This is a genomic window from Bacillus sp. RE35 (assembly GCF_052146655.1).
Lineage (GTDB): Bacteria > Bacillota > Bacilli > Bacillales > Bacillaceae_G > Bacillus_A > Bacillus_A cereus.
The window spans coordinates 4,724,700-4,741,611 of sequence record NZ_CP197377.1 but is presented as its reverse complement, the minus strand read 5'-3'; the positions used below and the strand labels follow the sequence as shown (position 1 = coordinate 4,741,611).

Here is a 16,912-nt window from a genome sequence, read left to right as displayed (position 1 = left end):
CGAGTGCTAGCACTCGTTTTTTTCTTTACACAACCGCAGGATTATAAATCATCGTAAAGTGTCCTGGTAATAATTCAATGTGACAAGGTGTATGAAGCGAACTTTCTCCATCTGTATCTACTTCTTTTTCTTCTTTCGTTTCAATATGAATGGATTTTGCTTTTACGTGGAAGATGTCATTTTCATTTGAATCCTCGAATAGTTTCTTTCCGATGTAATCTTTAAATGCTTGAATACCTGTTGATTTGACTACGAAAATATCAAGTGTTCCGTCATCACATTTTACGTTCGGAATAAAGGATGGAATACCACCAAGATATTCACCATTTCCAACCATGACAAGGACAGCTTCGTCTTCATATACTTGTCCGTCATAAGTAATTTTTACTGGGAATGTTTCAGCATTTTTTACAGTTCGAATTGTGCTTAAATAGTAACCGATTTTACCAAGCTTTGCTTTTTCATCTGCATCGATATTGTTTGATACTTCAGATACGAGACCAATCCCCCAGAAGTTTAAGAAATGTTGTCCATTTGCTTTTGCAACGTCAACTGGTTTTATATGTTCTTTTGTAATAAGTTTTGCCGCTTCTGCAATGTTTTGCGGAACGCCAAGTGTGCGAGAGAAGTCGTTGCAAGTTCCGCCTGGAATGATTGCAAGTGTAGGTCTAGTTTCAAGAGGTGCTAAGCCATTTGTGCATTCAAATACAGTGCCGTCACCACCAAAGACGATAATTAAATCTACTTTACTAGCAAACTCTTGGCAATATTTTGTTGCATCACCTTGCTTTTTCGTATGAAGGATATGTAAGTCAGGAAAAGCTGCGGCAAGAGGTGGTACGATTTTCGTTAAATTTGTATGTAAGTCACCTTGTCCAGCTTTCGGATTTACGATGAGGAGTACTTTTTCAAATTTTGTCTTTGTCATTTTTTTCTCTCCCTTTGTCTTTTACGAATTGTGATAGAAAATAAACTTCCACCAGTAATTGATGAAAGTTTATTTTATTATATTATTCCGTTACAACTGAAGCGATAAATGGTAAGTTACGATATTTTTCTGCACAGTCGATACCGTAGCCAACGATAAATTCGTCTGGAATTTGGAAGCCAACATATTCAGCTGTTAAGTCTACTTTACGACGTTCTGGCTTATCAAGTAATGTACAGAACTTGAGTGCCTTTGGTTTATGCATAAAGAAGTGGTCTTTTAGGAAATGAAGTGTTAAACCAGAATCGATAATATCTTCTACAACAATTACGTTTTTCCCAGTAATGTTTACGTCGATATCTTTTAGTAGTTTCACTTTTCCTGTTGTTTCTGTTTGATTTCCGTAGCTAGATGCAGAAATAAAGTCAATTGTTACATCGTTTTTAATGTGACGAATTAAATCAGCAGCGAATACGAAAGATCCTTTTAATACAGCGATTACTACGATTTCTTCTCCCTCAAAATCACGTTCGATTTGAAGTGCTAGTTCTTTTACTTTTTCTTGTAATTGTTCTTCAGAAATTAAAGTGTCTTTTATTTCAATATTCATTGTAATCCTCCTACAGTGTAAAACTTATGAACATTTCGACTGTAAAGGATAGAATAGAAAAAGTCAAAGGAGATAGTAATTTTTTACAAAGATAACGACAAAATCATCTGATGATATGATATACTAAGTATATTAAGAAAACGCTTCCATAAAGGGTGAATATGATGAAGAAGAAACAGTACACAAGTGTAACATTTATAAAAGCATTACTTTTAACAATTGTTCTTGGCCTGTTGGCTTACGTAATTGATGTACCTGCGATTCGTATTTCATTAATTGGAATGACTTTAGTGTTAGGAGCAATTTCGCACGGTATGATGTCGCAGCTAAAAGAAGCTGGACTTGATGATATGAGAGATCATATAGATAAAAAGTAAGAAACCTTCATTATATAGAGTGAAGGTTTTTTTGTTTCTTACAAAAATGTAAGGTAGTTGTAAGGCAAATCGATAGTTGCATAATAGCATTTTGGATAAACTATGGGTGTAAGGTAAAAGGCAAGCATATTTTAGGTAAATTAAGTTTTAGGCACTCTATATGTGAAAAAGGAGTAGGAGGGCATGGAGAAACGTTGGACGACCTTTTCTTTTTTAGCGACTAGTAACACCGTAATGCTAGATGGAAAAATGGATTTTTTGCACTTGTTTGATCGTGAAGATGATCATTCTTCTTCTAAATTTACAATGAAATGGAATAAATGGAGCGAGAGTTGTAGGTTTGAAGAAGAGGCCCCTAACGAAGAGCAAAAGATTATTTTAACAAACCCTATTAAAGCGTGGGTTGTTCAACGTCGTAAGTGTAACGTCAAAAATCACTTCAAGAAAACTGAGCCGAGACAATTAGTTATCGCTCCAGCCCGTTCTACTTCCAAATCACGCGAAAGTAACATGTAAATAATTGAGACACACACCCGAAAAAAACATCGTACATATTGCGATGTTTTTTTCTTTTTCTACAATGAAATCTTTAAATGAAATATATTTCATCTGCATCTTATATTTATATCTCTTGCTTATTCTAGCAATACATCCGATGCGAGTTGATGAGAATAAAATATAAGGAGAGAATGAAAATGAAAAAGAGACTATTACCAATTTGTGCAATGGCACTTTTAGCAGTAGGATATTCTTCAGTAGCGAGTGCAGATACTGGAACAGTAACAAAGGAAGAAGCGCAAGTACAACAAGATAAGGCTAAAAAGGAAGAAGCAATTAAGATACAGCAAAAGAGTGATGAGGAGAAAAAGCAAGCAGCGCAAGTACAAGAAAAAAGTGATATGGCTAAAAAAGAGGAAGCAATAAAAGCTGAGAAAAAAAGTGAAGAAGAGAAAAAGAGAATAGCGCAAGAACAGTTAAAAAACGATATGGCCAAAAAAGAAGCAGCGATAAAAGCCGAGCAAAAGAATGAAGTAGCTAAAAAAGAAGTAGCAAAGCCAGTTATACAAGGTGAAAAATTACCAAATACAGCATCAAATAATGTAGCAATGATGGGATTAAGTGCATGTCTTGTAGCGGTAGGTACATTATTTGGTTTGAATCGTCGCAATAAGATTAAAGCGTAAATAAAATATTTTCCTATAAAGAATGGGATAATTTCATATATTAAAAATGGTAGGTTACTCCTACCATTTTTGGCATGGAGGAATGAAGAATGAAGTTACTCAATTATATCGGTATCATATTGATGGCTATAGGGCTATTCATGGGATCCTATTATGCTGTGGAATGGTATAAAGGAAGAAGCTCTGCCGGGCAATTAACTGCAGAAGAAATAAAGAGTCTTAAAAATATACAAGATACTCAACTTTCTCGTGAAACACCTGTAACTTCTCAAGTGCCTTCTTCTCAAACAGAACATAAAGAAGGAGAAAAGGTAGCGATGTTAAACATACCAAAAATAAAGAAGAAGTTTTCTATATATTGGGGAGCGGATGATACGACTTTGAAAAAAGGAGTGGGTATGTTCGTTAGTGATTTAACGACAACTCCATCTGGAGGGGGACATACTGTACTAAGTGGACATCGAGATACTGTATTTACAGATTTAGGAGAGTTGAAAGAAAAGGATACCCTTGTTTTAGAGTATGATAATAAAACGTACACATATGAAATTCAAAAGACATGGATTACTCATGCGGATGATCGTACTGTTATTATAAAAAAAGAAGAACCGATATTAACACTGACAACTTGTTACCCATTTAATTATATAGGGGATGCACCAGATAGATATATTATCGAGGCGAAGTTAACTGGAAGTTATTCGAAGTGAAATTATAGTTTCTGAAAGCGGGAGGGGGATATAAGTTATGTCAAAAAACATTTTAATTGTTGAAGATGAAGACATATTACGTGAAATATTAAAAGATTATTTTTTAAGTGAGCAATATGTAGTGTTTGAAGCGAGGGACGGGAAAGAGGCTTTAGTTGTATTTGAAGAAGAAGAGGTTGATTTAGTTATTTTAGATATTATGTTGCCAGAACTCGATGGATGGTCTGTTTGCCGAAGAATTCGAAAGACGTCGGAGGTGCCTATTATTATGCTGACGGCGCGCGTAGATGAAGACGATACGTTACTTGGTTTTGAACTTGGAGCAGATGACTATGTGACGAAGCCGTATAGTCCGCCAATTTTATTAGCAAGAGCGAAACGATTATTAGAAAGTAGAAAAGCATCGAAGAAACCTTTAGAGAACGAAGATGATACGTTATCGATTCATGGCATCCATGTCCATTTTCCGTCGCGTACTGTTACTGTTGATGAGGCAGATGTTAGTTTAACGCATACGGAGTTTGAAATATTGGTGTATTTCATGAAAAATCAAGGAATCGTTTTAACGCGAGAGCAACTCATTTCAAGAATTTGGGGATATGAATTTGCTGGTGATGATCGAACGGTTAATAGTCATATTCGTAATTTAAGAAATAAATTAGGAGAGAAAGCAAAGTACATTACAACTGTAGTACGCACAGGTTATAAATTTGAGGGCAATGTATGAGGAATGGAATTGTACTAAAATTATTTACTCTTACAACAGCATTGTGCATGTTGATTTTAGCGACGATATTTATTGGACAAACGATATTTTTTAAACAATATTATGCGAATCGAAAAGTGGAAGATATTAAAGTGAATTTAAATTCCTTTGGGAAGAACTATTTAAATCATGCAGGAAATGCAGAAGAAATTCAGAAACTAGAGCAAGACTTTTTAAGAGAAAATAATACGTGGATTACGACATTAGATAAGAACGGGAATTTAAAACATGCAGATGATTTTTATTTTGAAGTAACGATAGATCGTAGGCAACAAAAGAGCTTTGGACAACAAATATTCAAAATTCCCTTAGGTAATCTCGTCAATATAGAGGAGATTGATAATAAATTATCAGAGCATTTTTTAGGGCAAGAAATTTATTTTTCTGGAGTGAGAAAAGAAGATAGTTTTATTCCATTCTCTTTTTCTTTATCTAAACAGAATTTAAGCGGATCTAATAAACCGCTAGAAAAAGCATTTAATGAGAAAATGAGGAAATTATATGAGGAGAAAAAGAAAGCAACCGGGGAACAAGTTGTTAAGGAGAAGAGGCCAGCCGTTCAGGAGCAAGCTGCCCCAGAACCAGATGTTTACATAGGAGGGCGTGTTACGAAAGTACAGTTTCCAGATGTAAAAGGTCCCGTAAATCCAATTTATAAAAACACTTTATTTTTGGATAGTATAAAAGAATTTCAAACGGATGTGTTACTAAAAGAGAGTAATCAAATAGAGTATTCAACAAAGACAATGGACTACGAAAAGAATGATATAAAATATAAATTATTAATGAAACCAATAAAAGAAAAAGACGGATCAGTAACATATATTTATGCGATGGCTTCTTTACAGCCCGTAGATGAAGCTGTACAAATGGTGCAAGATTATTACATCTATATCATTGCATTTGTAGTCGTTCTTATTTTTTTAGCTTCGTTTTATTATTCAAAACAAATTGCAAAACCATTATTAAAAATAAATGATACGACGAAGAAAATAGCACAATTAGATTTTACAGAAAAAATACCGATTACTTCAAAAGATGAAATTGGAGATTTATCGAAAAATATTAATGTGCTATCAAATAAACTCCATTCGCATATTGGGCAGTTAGAAGAAGATATTGAAAAGGAAAGAAAGTTAGAAAAGACGCGAAAAGAATTCATTTCTGGTGTTTCACATGAATTAAAAACACCGCTAAGTATTATGAAAAGCTGTATTTCTATTTTAAAAGACGGGGTAGCTGAGCATAAAAAGGATTATTATTTTCAGGCGATGGAGAGAGAAGTAGACAAAATGGATACGTTAATTTTGGATATGCTTGAGTTAGCTAAATTTGAATCTGGTACATATAAAATGAAAAAGGATTCGTTTTATATTGATACAGTAATTGAAGGTATATGTGAACATCTATCTGTGGAAATAGAGAAAAAAGAACTTCATATTCATAAAAATATAAGTTCATTTGAAGTGATTGCAAATCAAGGCCGGATTGAACAAGTCATCGTGAACTTCATTACGAATGCTATACGATATACACCAAATAAAGAGGATATTATTATTTCTACAATAGATGAGAAGAATCGTATAAAAGTGTGCATTGAAAATAAAGGTACTCATATTGAAGAAGAGCAATTAGATAAAATTTGGGATCGTTTTTATCGCGTGGATACAGCTCGTCAGCGTTCACAAGGTGGGACGGGGCTTGGGCTTGCTATTTCAAAGAATATTTTAGAACTACATGATGCTGAATATGGGGCAGAAAATACAGAAGATGGTGTATTATTTTATTTCTATTTACCGAAAAAAGCGTAGACAATATGATCTATGCTTTTTTAATTTATTTTCATATTATCTTTACCTAATCTTTATTTTTAATCAGTATAATTTGTTTAGAATATGAGGTTATGTAAGGAGTCGATGAACCGTGCATAGCAATTGGCTAAGTATAATGGTATTTATTTTCTTTTGCGCATTTATTGTATTTTTAATTGATATTACGATATGAAAAAAGAGCGCTCATTAAGCGCCCTTTTTTTGTGTATTCATTTGATAAGCACTGATGCTCTTGAATAAGCGTGGTGAAGTGATAAATAAAAATATAAGTAAAACGGTACATAAAATAAAAGAACCAAGCATTGTACTTCCATTTACGATTAATGAATATAACACAGCTGATTGACCTTTCGGCGCATATTGTCCCCAGAAAATAATGCCGGCAATAAAGTGGCAGAAATAGCGAGCAAAGCTACCGATAAATGTAGCAAGGATAATATAAGCAAGGACTTTCTTACCCTGATTTTGTTTTGATGAAGGTTTGTCTTTACGGTTACCTAAATTTGATTGTTCTAAGCTATTTTCATTGGATGTTAAAAGTGCTTTTTGAATTGGACGATAGAATAAGCCAGCAAATCCGATAAAAGCAAAGGCAATGAAGTACTCAATGAATGCTTGAACAGGTGTTAAAATATAAGCATCTCCCACGACAATTTGTAATAGTCCCCAAACTAAACCGCCTAAGAAAGCTGATTTAAAGCCCCAGCGGTAAGCAATAATAAAAATAGGAATCATAGCGAATGAGATAGAACCGCCTGTTGGAAGTTTAAGTGATAATGGTAAAATATCGATAATCATGGCGAAGGCTGCAAGAATAGCAGATTCGATCATCGCTTGTAAATTGGTGTTACGCATGTTGTCTCCCCCTAAATCCAAGTTGTACAAAAAAGAATAGATATCATAGGAGGATACGAAATACGTAAATAAAAATGAGGTATGTATTTCGGACGTTTGCACAATCCCTGCGTTAGCATTAACTAACAGGTTCGAAGGGTCGGAACGAAGTGTTCCCTCTCAGCGGCATGGCTCCCCCAGTGATAACGAAATTCTTTATTTGTTATTGTTTATTGTAAGCGAAATGGATGAGAATGGCAAACGAATACAGTATGACAATAATTGAAATAGAATTGTAGCGAAATGTTAATAAATATGAAGCAAAAGGGTATAGTACAAGAGAAATGGGGTGTGGTATAATTTTTTTGAAAATAATTATCATTCTCTTCTGAGGGGGAAGGTTATGAGCTTAGTAGATATTAAAATTGGAGAGAAAGTGTTAGTAAAAAGTATTCAGTCTTTAGATCAGCTATTAAAGCGTAGACTAGCTGCTTTCGGTCTTGCTGAAGGAAGCGAACTTCGCCTGAAACAGAAAGCGATGTTCAAAGGTCCTTGTACATTGGAGTGTCGTGGACAGTTAATTAGTATTCGTCATTGTGACGCGAAAATGATAAAGGTGGAATTAGCGTGAATAAGGTAGCTTTGCTAGGGAATCCGAATACAGGGAAGACATCATTATTTAATGCACTTACTGGTTCTTATGAATACGTAGGAAACTGGAGCGGTGTAACAGTAGAAAAGAAGATTGGTAAATTAAAAGATAGACAAGGAACATTAATTGATTTGCCAGGTGTGTATGATTTAAATCCAGTTTCACGTGATGAAGGTGTTGTAACAAACTTTCTATTAACAGAAGAATTTAATCATATGTTAAATATCGTAGATTCCTCGCAGTTTGAAAGAAATATGCATTTAACGTTGCAGTTACTTGAATTTGGTAAGCCAGTCTCAATTGGTTTAAACATGGTTGATGTGGCGAAGCAAAGAGGAATTGTCATTGATGTAAAACAATTATCAGAGCTATTAGGTGTAACAGTCGTTCCTGTTGTTGCAAGAAGTGGAAAAGGCTGTGAAGAACTGCTTACGACTCTTAAAGAAAATGACAAAAAAGAGAAAAAGCCATTCCTTATTTCATATGGTGTACAAATGGATGAAGGAATTGGAGAAGTAATTGCTCTTTTAGAGACAGCGAATTACGAGCATCCGAGATGGTTAGCACTTCAATTTTTAAGCAATAACGAAGTAGTAGAAAAAGAAATGAAAGCATTACCAATTTATAAGGAACTCATAGCCATTCGATCTCGCTTAGAAGGAAGACTTGATTGTACGTTAGAAGAGCACATTTACAAAACTCGTGAAGCGTATATTGAAAAGTTAAAAACAAATGTTATGAAGCATGAGAAAGAAGGAAAAATTCCTTTTTCAGAAAAAATTGATAGATTAATTACACATAAAATTTTAGGACTTCCAATCTTTTTAGCAGTTATGTTTTTTATTTTTCAGGTTACGTTTACGTGGATTGGTACACCTTTATCGGATATGTTAGATGAGTTTTTTGGTGGCCAGCTTACGGATTGGGTGACGGCTGGACTTACAAGTATTGGAGCTTCTGATTTTATTCAAGCACTAGTTACAGAAGGTATTATTGCCGGTGTTGGTGCTGTATTAGTATTCGTACCACAAATCTTTGCACTATTCTTTTTTATTTCATTATTAGAAGACTCAGGGTATATGGCGCGAATTGCAGTTGTTATGGATAGAATTATGGAGTTTTTCGGCTTAAACGGAAAAGCTTTTATTCCGATGATTATCGGTTTTGGATGTAACGTTCCAGGTATCATGGCTGCGAGAACGATTGAACAGGAAAAAGAACGTTTACTTACCATTTTAGTAACACCATTTATGTCTTGTTCAGCACGATTACCTGTATATGCATTATTTGCGGGCGTATTTTTCCCGCATAGTCAGGCGACTGTTGTATTTTCTTTATATGTTGCAGGGATTGTTCTTGCGTTATTAGTTACAAAAATTATGTCTCTTACAATTTTGAAAGCGGAAAAGTCTATTTTCGTAATTGAATTACCGCCTTACCGTGTGCCACAAGCAAAAACATTATGGCTAAGCACGTGGGAGAAAGGAAAGGGATTTGTTCGTAAAGCTGGTACATTCATCTTTGGTGGTTCGGTTGTTATTTGGTTATTAAACTATGCAGGTCCATCAGGATTCGGCGTTGATATGGGAGATAGCTACTTAGCGATGATTGGTGGATTTATCGCACCATTATTTGCACCGCTCGGCTTCGGAACGTGGCAAGCTGCAGCATCCCTTTTAACAGGATTTTTAGCGAAGGAAGTTGTCGTTTCTACAATGGCAATTATTTATGCAGTTAAAGAAGATGTGCTTGGAAATGTAATGGGAGCACATTATACAGCATTATCAGCTTATGCATTTATGTTCTTTATTTTATTATATGTTCCGTGTTTAGCGACGGTAGCTGTTATTAAACGTGAAACAGGATCAGCGAAGTGGACGATTTTCTCAGTCGTTTATCCACTCGTAGTTGCTTATGTATTAACGCTCATTATATACCAAGTTGGATCCTTACTCGGATTCTAGAAGGAGATGTATTGTGATGATGGTCAATATTATAATTGGAGCTATCATTTTTGGTTATGCAGCATATACGTTAGTTAATTTTGTAAAGAGAAGTAAAAAAGGAAAATGCGCGGCATGTTCTTTAAATAAGTCATGTCAGTCGCAAACTTGTAGCCCGGATATGGAGCAAATTGCTCATAATAAATAGAAAAAAGCTTTGCGAATTTCGCAAAGCTTTTTTGTTTTACTTTTTAATTTTTACAAGTTGAGAAGCTTCTACGCCTTTGTAACCAGGGAATTCTTTACTTGGGTCTTTATCAAATTTTAATACACCTACAGATTTTTCATCACCTTTTACATTGCTGTAAGTTGCGTCATCGACAATCGCATACATATCTGTATATGCACGACCACTTCCGATAATTGTGTTGCCTTCATATTTTAATTTTGCCCCATCAAGTGCAGCATTTTCTACTTTTTCTTTTGCAAATAATACACCTTGTTCTGTTGTTACAGCTGGTAATTTATCAAGTGGTTTCGTGTTGTCTTTTTCATCAACTTTGCTAAGTAACTCTTTTTTCACTAGTTCTTCACCAGTTTTCTTATCCATTACAAGAACTTTTTTACCATCTAATGTTGTCATTTTCATTTTATAGAAGTCTTTTTCTTTCACTTCTTTTTTGTTTTTATCTGTAATTTGTTGAACTTGTTCTTCTGATCCGTACAGTACAAAGCCGTTCGCTTTCTCTCCTAATAAAGAACAACCTGATAATGCTCCAAGTGAAATTGCTGCTGCTAATCCGATTCCTACTAATTTTTTCATGATGATTTCTCCTTTTATATGTTTTATAGTAAATACAATTTTTGTATTAGTGCTTACATGTGAAGAAGCTTGTTTGTTGCTTCTGGTATTAGTGTATAAGAAATATCGGAATGCAACTATCGAGTTAGCTTACAGTAACATTACACTTATGTAATTTAGTGAAATTGCACAAAAGTAAGTTAATTCCAAAGAGGGATAATGAGAATATATTAGAAATACAATATTGTATATAGAATGTCATATTATAATGGATGTATTTTGGAAATAACATGTAAGGACATATTAGTTTTGTTATAATAAACACATAGGCTGTAAAATGAATATTCTTTACTGTAAAGGGAGATTTTTCAGTTTTCCAAGTAGTGAATTTGAAGTATGAGGTATATCATAGGAGGAATTTAGATGTCTGTATTTAAACGATTAAGAGATTTAACAATGTCAAATGTGTATTCGTTAATTGAAAAAGCGGAAGATCCAGTTAAGATGACTGATCAATATTTACGCGATATGCAAGCCGATGTACAAGAGGCTGAGAAAAGTGTAGCAGCTCAAATCGCACTTGAGAAGAAATTCAAAATATTATTTGAAGAGCAAGAAGCACTTGTGAAAAAACGTGAAGAGCAGGCTCATACGGCTGTTCAAGCTAATAACTTAGATCTTGCGCGTCGTGCATTAGAAGAAAAACAAAATGCAGAGCGAAAAATGAATGAGTATAAAGCAAGCTACGAGCAAAATAAAGCTGCTGCTGATAACCTGCGCCTAAAGCTAGAAGAAATGCGTAAGCAATTAAATGAGCTGAAAAATAAACGTGAAACACTTGTAGCGCGTGTAAATGCGGCGAAAGCACAAAAGAATATTAATCAGGCGATGTCTGGATTTGATTCAAACTCAGCAAAAGCTGGTTTAAGCCGTATGGAAGAGAAAGCTCTTCAATTAGAGGCTGAAGCGGAAGCAAGCGGTGAAGTTTATAAGAAAGAAAAGTCATTAGATGATGAATTCGCAAGCTTAAGCAAAAATTCTGCTGTTGACGATGAATTAGCTCGTATTATGAAGCAGTATGAGAAATAATATAGAATAAAGACAAATGAACCGACATGTCTAAATATATTCATGTCGGTTTTCTATTATATTTTAGAGGAGGTTTTGCAATGACATGGATGAATGTAGTTGCCATGCTTGTATGGACTGGAGCGAGTGCAGTACTTTTATTTGCAATTATGTGGGTTGATTCAATTTTTACAAAATACAATGATTTAAAAGAAATCAAAAATGGAAATACAGCTGTAACAACTCGTTTTATTATGAAATTATTTGCACAAGGGTACATTTTATCTCAATCGATAACGAAAGCAAATGATTTATGGCAAGCACTTCTTGCATCAGCAGTTTCTTTCGTTATTTTATTAGTGGTAGAAATGTTTATCGAATTCGTATTAAAGAAAATGTCTGGTCTTGATTTAGAAGAAGGTACGAAAGAAGGTAGCGTTGCACATGCGATGTTAGCCGGATCATTACATATTGTTGGTGCACTAATTTTAGGTGCTTGTTTATAAAGAGAAAAGGAGGGGTAGATCATGAGTTTATTTAAACGAATTAAAAATATAATGAAAAGCCCAGAGCCACCGAAGCCGGAAAAGAGTCTTTTAACGTTAGCTCCTGGCGATATGATTGAAGTTTCATTAGTTATGTATGAATTAATTGGGAAAACGAGTATGCATTCGCGTAAGGAAATTGTTTTGACATTGCAAGATGGAAAAGATATTCGTTATTTAAAAATTGAAGACCGAGAAAATACGTATTACAAATTATATACTCCAATTGATGGTCGCTTAGATTCAATTGATGAAATTCCGACGACAATTGAAATGGATGATATCGAGTACCATATGGAAGAACAATATAACGGACGTGTTGTTGTGATGGGAAAAACTCCATTCTCAGCTTCAGAAGAACAGTATATATGGGAATTCCAATCAGATAATCGAAAATTATTGCGTATTGAATGGCAAAATGGTCGCACAATGATGTATGAGGGAGAAGCAATCATTCCTGCTGATGTACAAATTATAAGAGCAACGTAAGGGGGCGTAATCATGTCAAACCGATTGTTTACCATGATTAAATCGTTTGTGATCCCTATACTTGCTATCGTTATATTACTTGTTGTTGCTGGTTATGCCTTATCAGGTTGTCAAGGCGGGCAGACAAAGTCGATTCAAGACCGTTATCCACTTGAATCTGTTGCCAAGGAAGGTAAACAAGAATCTTACGTGTATAGGGCCGCCAATCGGTCAGTTCCTGAAGTCGCAAAGGAACTCATTAATGAAAGAGAACCGCAGCAAGCATCTAAAGAAGACGAAAATCAAATGTTCCTCGTTTATTCTGATAAGATTTATAACCTGCAAAAGGATAAAGAGAAACCATCTGATACGTTAATTGAAATAAGTAATAAAGAATTTGTCCGTCAAAATTACCAACCGTCCTTCTTGCAAGGATATATTATGGGTAGCATATTAAACGATATATTCGGTTCACGAAAATCATCATACGGTGATTATCGAGGATATAACGATAGACAAAATCATAAACCAGTTATTCCAGAGAGACCACCTACAAAAGAAGAAAAGAAAACCCCACCTCCAATTACGAAGGAAGGGAAAGGGTCTATCATTAAGCGAGGCGATAATGTAGATTCGAAACCATCAGTAGGTGATAAGGGAAGTATTACTGAAAAAGGAAGTAATACGACGCCCCCACCTTCTACTGGAAGCAAGGGTAAGATTACAAAAACACCAGGCGGTTCAAGCGGATCAGATGTGAAGCCAAAATCATCTATTAAAACGCCGCCAAGGAATACATCTCCTCCGAAAACGAGGGTCGGTGGTTCAGGAAAAATTACGAAGAGAAGATAGTGTAGAGACCGAAAAGTGGAATTTGCTTTTTGGTCTTTTTTTGTTATGGGAATTAATTCCTCTCATGTGGTACGATTTAGGCATAAGGGAGGAAGTAAAAATATATCAGCGATTATTGAAATATATCGACTTACCGACAAAAACTGACAACGATAGCAACTTAATAATAAAAAGAGGGTGTGCCAAAATTTTGGCACACCCTCTTTTTCATAACGATTAATGAATATCACGTTTCTTAAAGTTACCGCCTTTTACTTCTGCTACGTCATAAACTGTAATAAAGGCGTGTGGATCGATTTCATTAATAAGTTCTTTCATTTTACTTTCTTCTAAACGGTTAATTACACATGAAATTTCTTTAAACTTCTCTCTTGAATAACCACCGTATACTTCGTTATATGTTGCACTTCGGCCTAAACGATCGCGAATTGTTTCTACCATTAATTCAGGCTCTTTTGTAATAATTTTAAATGCTTTTGAACCACTTAAACCAACTTCAACGATATGAATCACTTTCGAAGCGATAAAGTAAGCAATTGCCGAAAGGATAGCTCCTTGCAGGCCGAATACCGTTGATACGAAAATAAATACGAACATGTTTAAGAATAAAATAAGGTCACTCGTTCCAAATGGTAACTTACGAGAAAGCAATACAGCAAGCATATCGATTCCATCTAATGCCCCACCGTTACGTAATGCTAGTCCCATACCAAAACCGATGATAATACCACCAACAACTGTAACTAATAATGTATCGCCTTCAATAATAGCTGGTATTCCGTGCATGACAACGGTACCTACTGCTAATGAAGCAATTCCGATAATAGAATAAATCGCAAAGCTTTTACCGATTTGCTTATACCCTAACCAAACGAAAGGAATGTTAATAACTGCGATTAGAGCTCCTAATGGCAATCCAAATAATCTTGAACTAACGATACTTAAACCAGTTACACCACCGTCTGATACGTTATTTGGAATTAATACTGCTTCTAATCCGTACGCTGTGATAAATGCCCCAATAATAATCATCAAAGCTTTTGAAGCAATTCTTAGCTTATTGGGCTTGTTTTTGATAATTTTCTCCATGTAATTTCCTCGTTTCAAACTAGTTTCTTATTTGTTACGTAATTCACACCTAAATTTTATTTTAACATTTAATTTGAAAAAATTCTCCTTTAATGGATGTATGCAGGGAATATTATCACCATATTATCTTTAAAATATTTTTGAAATCAGTATAAGAAATCCCATCCTTTCAAAGGATGGGATGCTATTAAGAAAATATAAAACTAAGTACTGATACGAATAAAGCGAAACCTAAAATAGTTCCACATATTTTCATATGGCGCTTGCGTCCCATTACGACAATCGCAACATATTCACGGATCATTGCGTTAGGCCAGTAATAAAATGCAGTTTTTGATCCGATTCCTTGGCTATTAAGACCGGCTTGTCTTGCATATATACCAGCACGGAAAAGGTGGAAATTATTCGTTGTAAAAATACTTTTATATTTACCTTCTGGTTTTAAAGAATCCATAATTTCTTTAGAGAACAGCATATTTTGATATGTGTTTACAGAGCGATTTTCCTGGACTGTATGTTCAAGAGGAATTCCTTTTTCAACAGCGTAACTTTGCATCGCTTCCGCTTCTGGAAGACCTTCATCTGGACCTTGTCCACCAGAAAAAATAATTGTTGGTGGTGTATTAACAGCGGCTTGTTTCCAATAGAAGTCAATCGCTTTATTAATGCGGCTTGCAAGTAAAGGTGGTACTTTATCATTAATTAAGCCGCTACCAAGAACGATGATGAAATCTTGATTACGTCTTGGTCTGTTGAATTGGTATAAAAAATATGCACTTAAGAAGTTAGATAAGTGTATAAAGAAATATATGCTTATAAGAGAAATAGCTGCAAAAATAGGCTCTAAATGCGATGAAACCAAACTTGCTGGATTTATAATAGGGAGTAACATAAAGAATAACATCCCTAAAGCAGCAAGGAGTGTTAAACAGTTAGTGAACCGTCGTCCTTCTCGCTTCATTAAAATTCTAGCATTAAGAAATAGCCCAAACATTAAAGCAACAATACCGAAAGGAAGCATAATGAGAAGTGCTAAAAAAGGTAAAAATATAATGTAGCGTAGGACATCACTATCTGAGTTCAATGATACAATCACACAAAAAAGAAGGAAAAAACAGATAAAGGCATTAAATAAAAAGCCGTTTATTATTTTTCGCGGATCTTTTAAATATGAGATAAGAAAAATAATAAATAATATAAGAGGAATAATTCCGAAATACATCATAAATATAGTACACCTCAACTTGTATAAGAATTTGACATACCTTTTATATTACATGATTTTATAAGTGAAAATGAAAGAAAAAGGATTTTGAATTTTCTCAATAAAATATATAGATACGTATGTTACAATATATTCAAAGCGATATATTAAAAGTAAAATGGTTGAAAAGGCACTCAGTAGAGTGCTTTTTCTTTTTGTATGCAATTGTGCATATTATATTTTTTTTCAAATGAAGAGGATTACAATATAAGTTGTAGACAGACTTTATAAAGCAGAATTTCATACAAACATTTCCCTCTACTTTTTGTATCTAACAATCGTATAACAATAAATAATTCTGTTTTATAGTGTCTGTTTTTGAAAGGTGTCTTTTTTGAAGGCACCTTTTTTTATTAGTATAGATAGTTTACACTGTTAACATAGTGTAAACTATCTATACTAAACATTAGCAATCTTCCGTATAAATATTATCAATTTACTATATATTCCAGTGGTGTTACCCTACATATGAAAGGCTTTCTTTTTCAAAATATTACCCCTAATAAAATTTTGAAGAAGTCAACTGTCTCCAAACTTGTCTTTATGCTTAAAGAAAAAGCACTCAAATTGAGTGCTTTTTCTTATTGAAACATGCTATTTTTCTAGGCGATTTTCATAAAATAAAAGTAAAGAAATGAAAGTGGGTGACAAAATGCCGGCAGTTGTGGAAGGTGTTATTATTGAAAACTGCAATGGAACAATTAATGTAGGTGACAAATATAACGTACAGCCGATTGAAAAGACGAAGGCTTATAATGGATCGGGATCATCAAATACAGGAATGAAAGTACAAACGTTTAGCGGGATTAGTACAGCTGATGTATGGGATAATGATGCGAATGATCAGGGGATACAGTTTACTTTATAGTACAGTATGTAAAATTGCATAAAATGATGAAGTTGCCCTATGATACAATCTAGCTGTGAGCTGTTAATGATTCTTCTGTAGTATAGTTGTTAGATTAGAAATATAACATCTTATCGAAAA

General features: G+C 34.4%; 20 protein-coding genes and 1 riboswitch. Of the genes, 14 read left to right on the top strand and 6 right to left on the bottom strand.

All coding sequences use genetic code 11. From position 1 onward, the window contains the following. Window positions 1-25: 25 nt before the first annotated feature. Together ACTL4X_RS24300 and hpt are read right to left on the bottom strand one after the other, a co-directional pair. The gene (locus tag ACTL4X_RS24300; RefSeq protein WP_000167897.1) at window positions 26-928 is read right to left on the bottom strand and encodes a diacylglycerol/lipid kinase family protein; all 903 of its coding nucleotides are present in this window, start codon (window positions 926-928) and stop codon (window positions 26-28) included. 82 nt (window positions 929-1,010) lie between these two features. After that, window positions 1,011-1,538 carry a hypoxanthine phosphoribosyltransferase gene (gene hpt, locus ACTL4X_RS24295; protein WP_001019306.1) on the bottom strand — a complete coding sequence of 176 codons (528 nt, stop codon included), beginning with the start codon at window positions 1,536-1,538 and terminating at the stop codon, window positions 1,011-1,013. A 161-nt stretch (window positions 1,539-1,699) separates the two neighbouring features. Here hpt and ACTL4X_RS24290 point away from each other — a divergent pair, with 161 nt between their 5' ends. The 6 genes from ACTL4X_RS24290 (at window position 1,700) to ACTL4X_RS24265 (ending at window position 6,386) form a co-directional block, all read left to right on the top strand. After that, a complete protein-coding gene (locus ACTL4X_RS24290) occupies window positions 1,700-1,915 on the top strand; it encodes a hypothetical protein (protein WP_002001286.1) in 216 nt (71 codons plus the stop codon). Between the two features lie 183 nt (window positions 1,916-2,098). Next, complete coding sequence (locus tag ACTL4X_RS24285) at window positions 2,099-2,431, top strand: hypothetical protein (protein ID WP_000415613.1); 333 nt, start codon at window positions 2,099-2,101, stop codon at window positions 2,429-2,431. A gap of 179 nt (window positions 2,432-2,610) precedes the next feature. After that, window positions 2,611-3,099 carry an LPXTG cell wall anchor domain-containing protein gene (locus ACTL4X_RS24280; RefSeq protein WP_144560717.1) on the top strand — a complete coding sequence of 163 codons (489 nt, stop codon included), beginning with the start codon at window positions 2,611-2,613 and terminating at the stop codon, window positions 3,097-3,099. A gap of 89 nt (window positions 3,100-3,188) precedes the next feature. Next, window positions 3,189-3,809, top strand: coding sequence for a class D sortase (locus ACTL4X_RS24275; protein WP_000771593.1), 621 nt, complete (start codon window positions 3,189-3,191; stop codon window positions 3,807-3,809). 37 nt (window positions 3,810-3,846) lie between these two features. Next, a complete protein-coding gene (locus tag ACTL4X_RS24270; protein ID WP_000041848.1) occupies window positions 3,847-4,536 on the top strand; it encodes a response regulator transcription factor in 690 nt (229 codons plus the stop codon). Then, window positions 4,533-6,386, top strand: a complete 1,854-nt coding sequence (locus ACTL4X_RS24265; protein ID WP_086692040.1) for a sensor histidine kinase — start codon at window positions 4,533-4,535, stop codon at window positions 6,384-6,386. Before ACTL4X_RS24270 ends, ACTL4X_RS24265 begins: the two co-directional genes overlap by 4 nt. A gap of 207 nt (window positions 6,387-6,593) precedes the next feature. Here the strand turns inward: ACTL4X_RS24265 and thiT are convergent, their stop codons facing one another. After that, window positions 6,594-7,262 carry an energy-coupled thiamine transporter ThiT gene (thiT, locus tag ACTL4X_RS24260; protein WP_001246588.1) on the bottom strand — a complete coding sequence of 223 codons (669 nt, stop codon included), beginning with the start codon at window positions 7,260-7,262 and terminating at the stop codon, window positions 6,594-6,596. An 86-nt stretch (window positions 7,263-7,348) separates the two neighbouring features. Further along, window positions 7,349-7,450, bottom strand: a riboswitch (TPP riboswitch). 194 nt (window positions 7,451-7,644) lie between these two features. On the opposite strand from thiT, the gene ACTL4X_RS24255 reads away from it, so the two are divergent. The 3 genes from ACTL4X_RS24255 to ACTL4X_RS24245 are packed head-to-tail and all read left to right on the top strand — an operon-like array spanning window position 7,645 to window position 10,044. Further along, entirely contained in the window at window positions 7,645-7,872 is a 228-nt protein-coding gene (locus tag ACTL4X_RS24255) for a FeoA family protein (protein WP_000060512.1), read from the top strand. Beyond that, a complete protein-coding gene (gene feoB, locus ACTL4X_RS24250) occupies window positions 7,869-9,857 on the top strand; it encodes a ferrous iron transport protein B (protein WP_001044799.1) in 1,989 nt (662 codons plus the stop codon). Before ACTL4X_RS24255 ends, feoB begins: the two co-directional genes overlap by 4 nt. 16 nt (window positions 9,858-9,873) lie before the next feature. Then, window positions 9,874-10,044 carry a FeoB-associated Cys-rich membrane protein gene (locus tag ACTL4X_RS24245; RefSeq protein WP_000989598.1) on the top strand — a complete coding sequence of 57 codons (171 nt, stop codon included), beginning with the start codon at window positions 9,874-9,876 and terminating at the stop codon, window positions 10,042-10,044. 36 nt (window positions 10,045-10,080) lie between these two features. Here the strand turns inward: ACTL4X_RS24245 and ACTL4X_RS24240 are convergent, their stop codons facing one another. Further along, on the bottom strand, window positions 10,081-10,659 hold the full coding sequence (locus ACTL4X_RS24240; RefSeq protein WP_000737501.1) for a lipoprotein BA_5634 family protein: 579 nt from the start codon (window positions 10,657-10,659) through the stop codon (window positions 10,081-10,083). Window positions 10,660-11,061: 402 nt separating this feature from the next. On the opposite strand from ACTL4X_RS24240, the gene ACTL4X_RS24235 reads away from it, so the two are divergent. The 4 genes from ACTL4X_RS24235 to ACTL4X_RS24220 all read left to right on the top strand — a co-directional run bounded on the left by ACTL4X_RS24235 (window position 11,062) and on the right by ACTL4X_RS24220 (window position 13,571). Then, complete coding sequence (locus ACTL4X_RS24235; RefSeq protein ID WP_086692043.1) at window positions 11,062-11,727, top strand: PspA/IM30 family protein; 666 nt, start codon at window positions 11,062-11,064, stop codon at window positions 11,725-11,727. A gap of 80 nt (window positions 11,728-11,807) precedes the next feature. Continuing rightward, on the top strand, window positions 11,808-12,212 hold the full coding sequence (locus ACTL4X_RS24230) for a DUF350 domain-containing protein (RefSeq protein WP_000220087.1): 405 nt from the start codon (window positions 11,808-11,810) through the stop codon (window positions 12,210-12,212). A 21-nt stretch (window positions 12,213-12,233) separates the two neighbouring features. After that, complete coding sequence (locus tag ACTL4X_RS24225; protein WP_000051743.1) at window positions 12,234-12,740, top strand: DUF4178 domain-containing protein; 507 nt, start codon at window positions 12,234-12,236, stop codon at window positions 12,738-12,740. A 12-nt stretch (window positions 12,741-12,752) separates the two neighbouring features. Beyond that, window positions 12,753-13,571, top strand: a complete 819-nt coding sequence (locus ACTL4X_RS24220) for a DUF4247 domain-containing protein (protein WP_000071199.1) — start codon at window positions 12,753-12,755, stop codon at window positions 13,569-13,571. A 216-nt stretch (window positions 13,572-13,787) separates the two neighbouring features. Here ACTL4X_RS24220 and ACTL4X_RS24215 read toward each other — a convergent pair whose 3' ends face one another. Together ACTL4X_RS24215 and ACTL4X_RS24210 are read right to left on the bottom strand one after the other, a co-directional pair. Continuing rightward, window positions 13,788-14,660, bottom strand: coding sequence for a YitT family protein (locus ACTL4X_RS24215; protein WP_000411246.1), 873 nt, complete (start codon window positions 14,658-14,660; stop codon window positions 13,788-13,790). 187 nt (window positions 14,661-14,847) lie between these two features. Beyond that, on the bottom strand, window positions 14,848-15,885 hold the full coding sequence (locus ACTL4X_RS24210; protein WP_000990094.1) for a YdcF family protein: 1,038 nt from the start codon (window positions 15,883-15,885) through the stop codon (window positions 14,848-14,850). Window positions 15,886-16,558: 673 nt separating this feature from the next. Between ACTL4X_RS24210 and ACTL4X_RS24205 the strand changes: the two genes are divergently transcribed. Continuing rightward, window positions 16,559-16,792, top strand: coding sequence for a spore germination protein (locus ACTL4X_RS24205; protein WP_002001299.1), 234 nt, complete (start codon window positions 16,559-16,561; stop codon window positions 16,790-16,792). Window positions 16,793-16,912 lie beyond the last annotated feature (120 nt).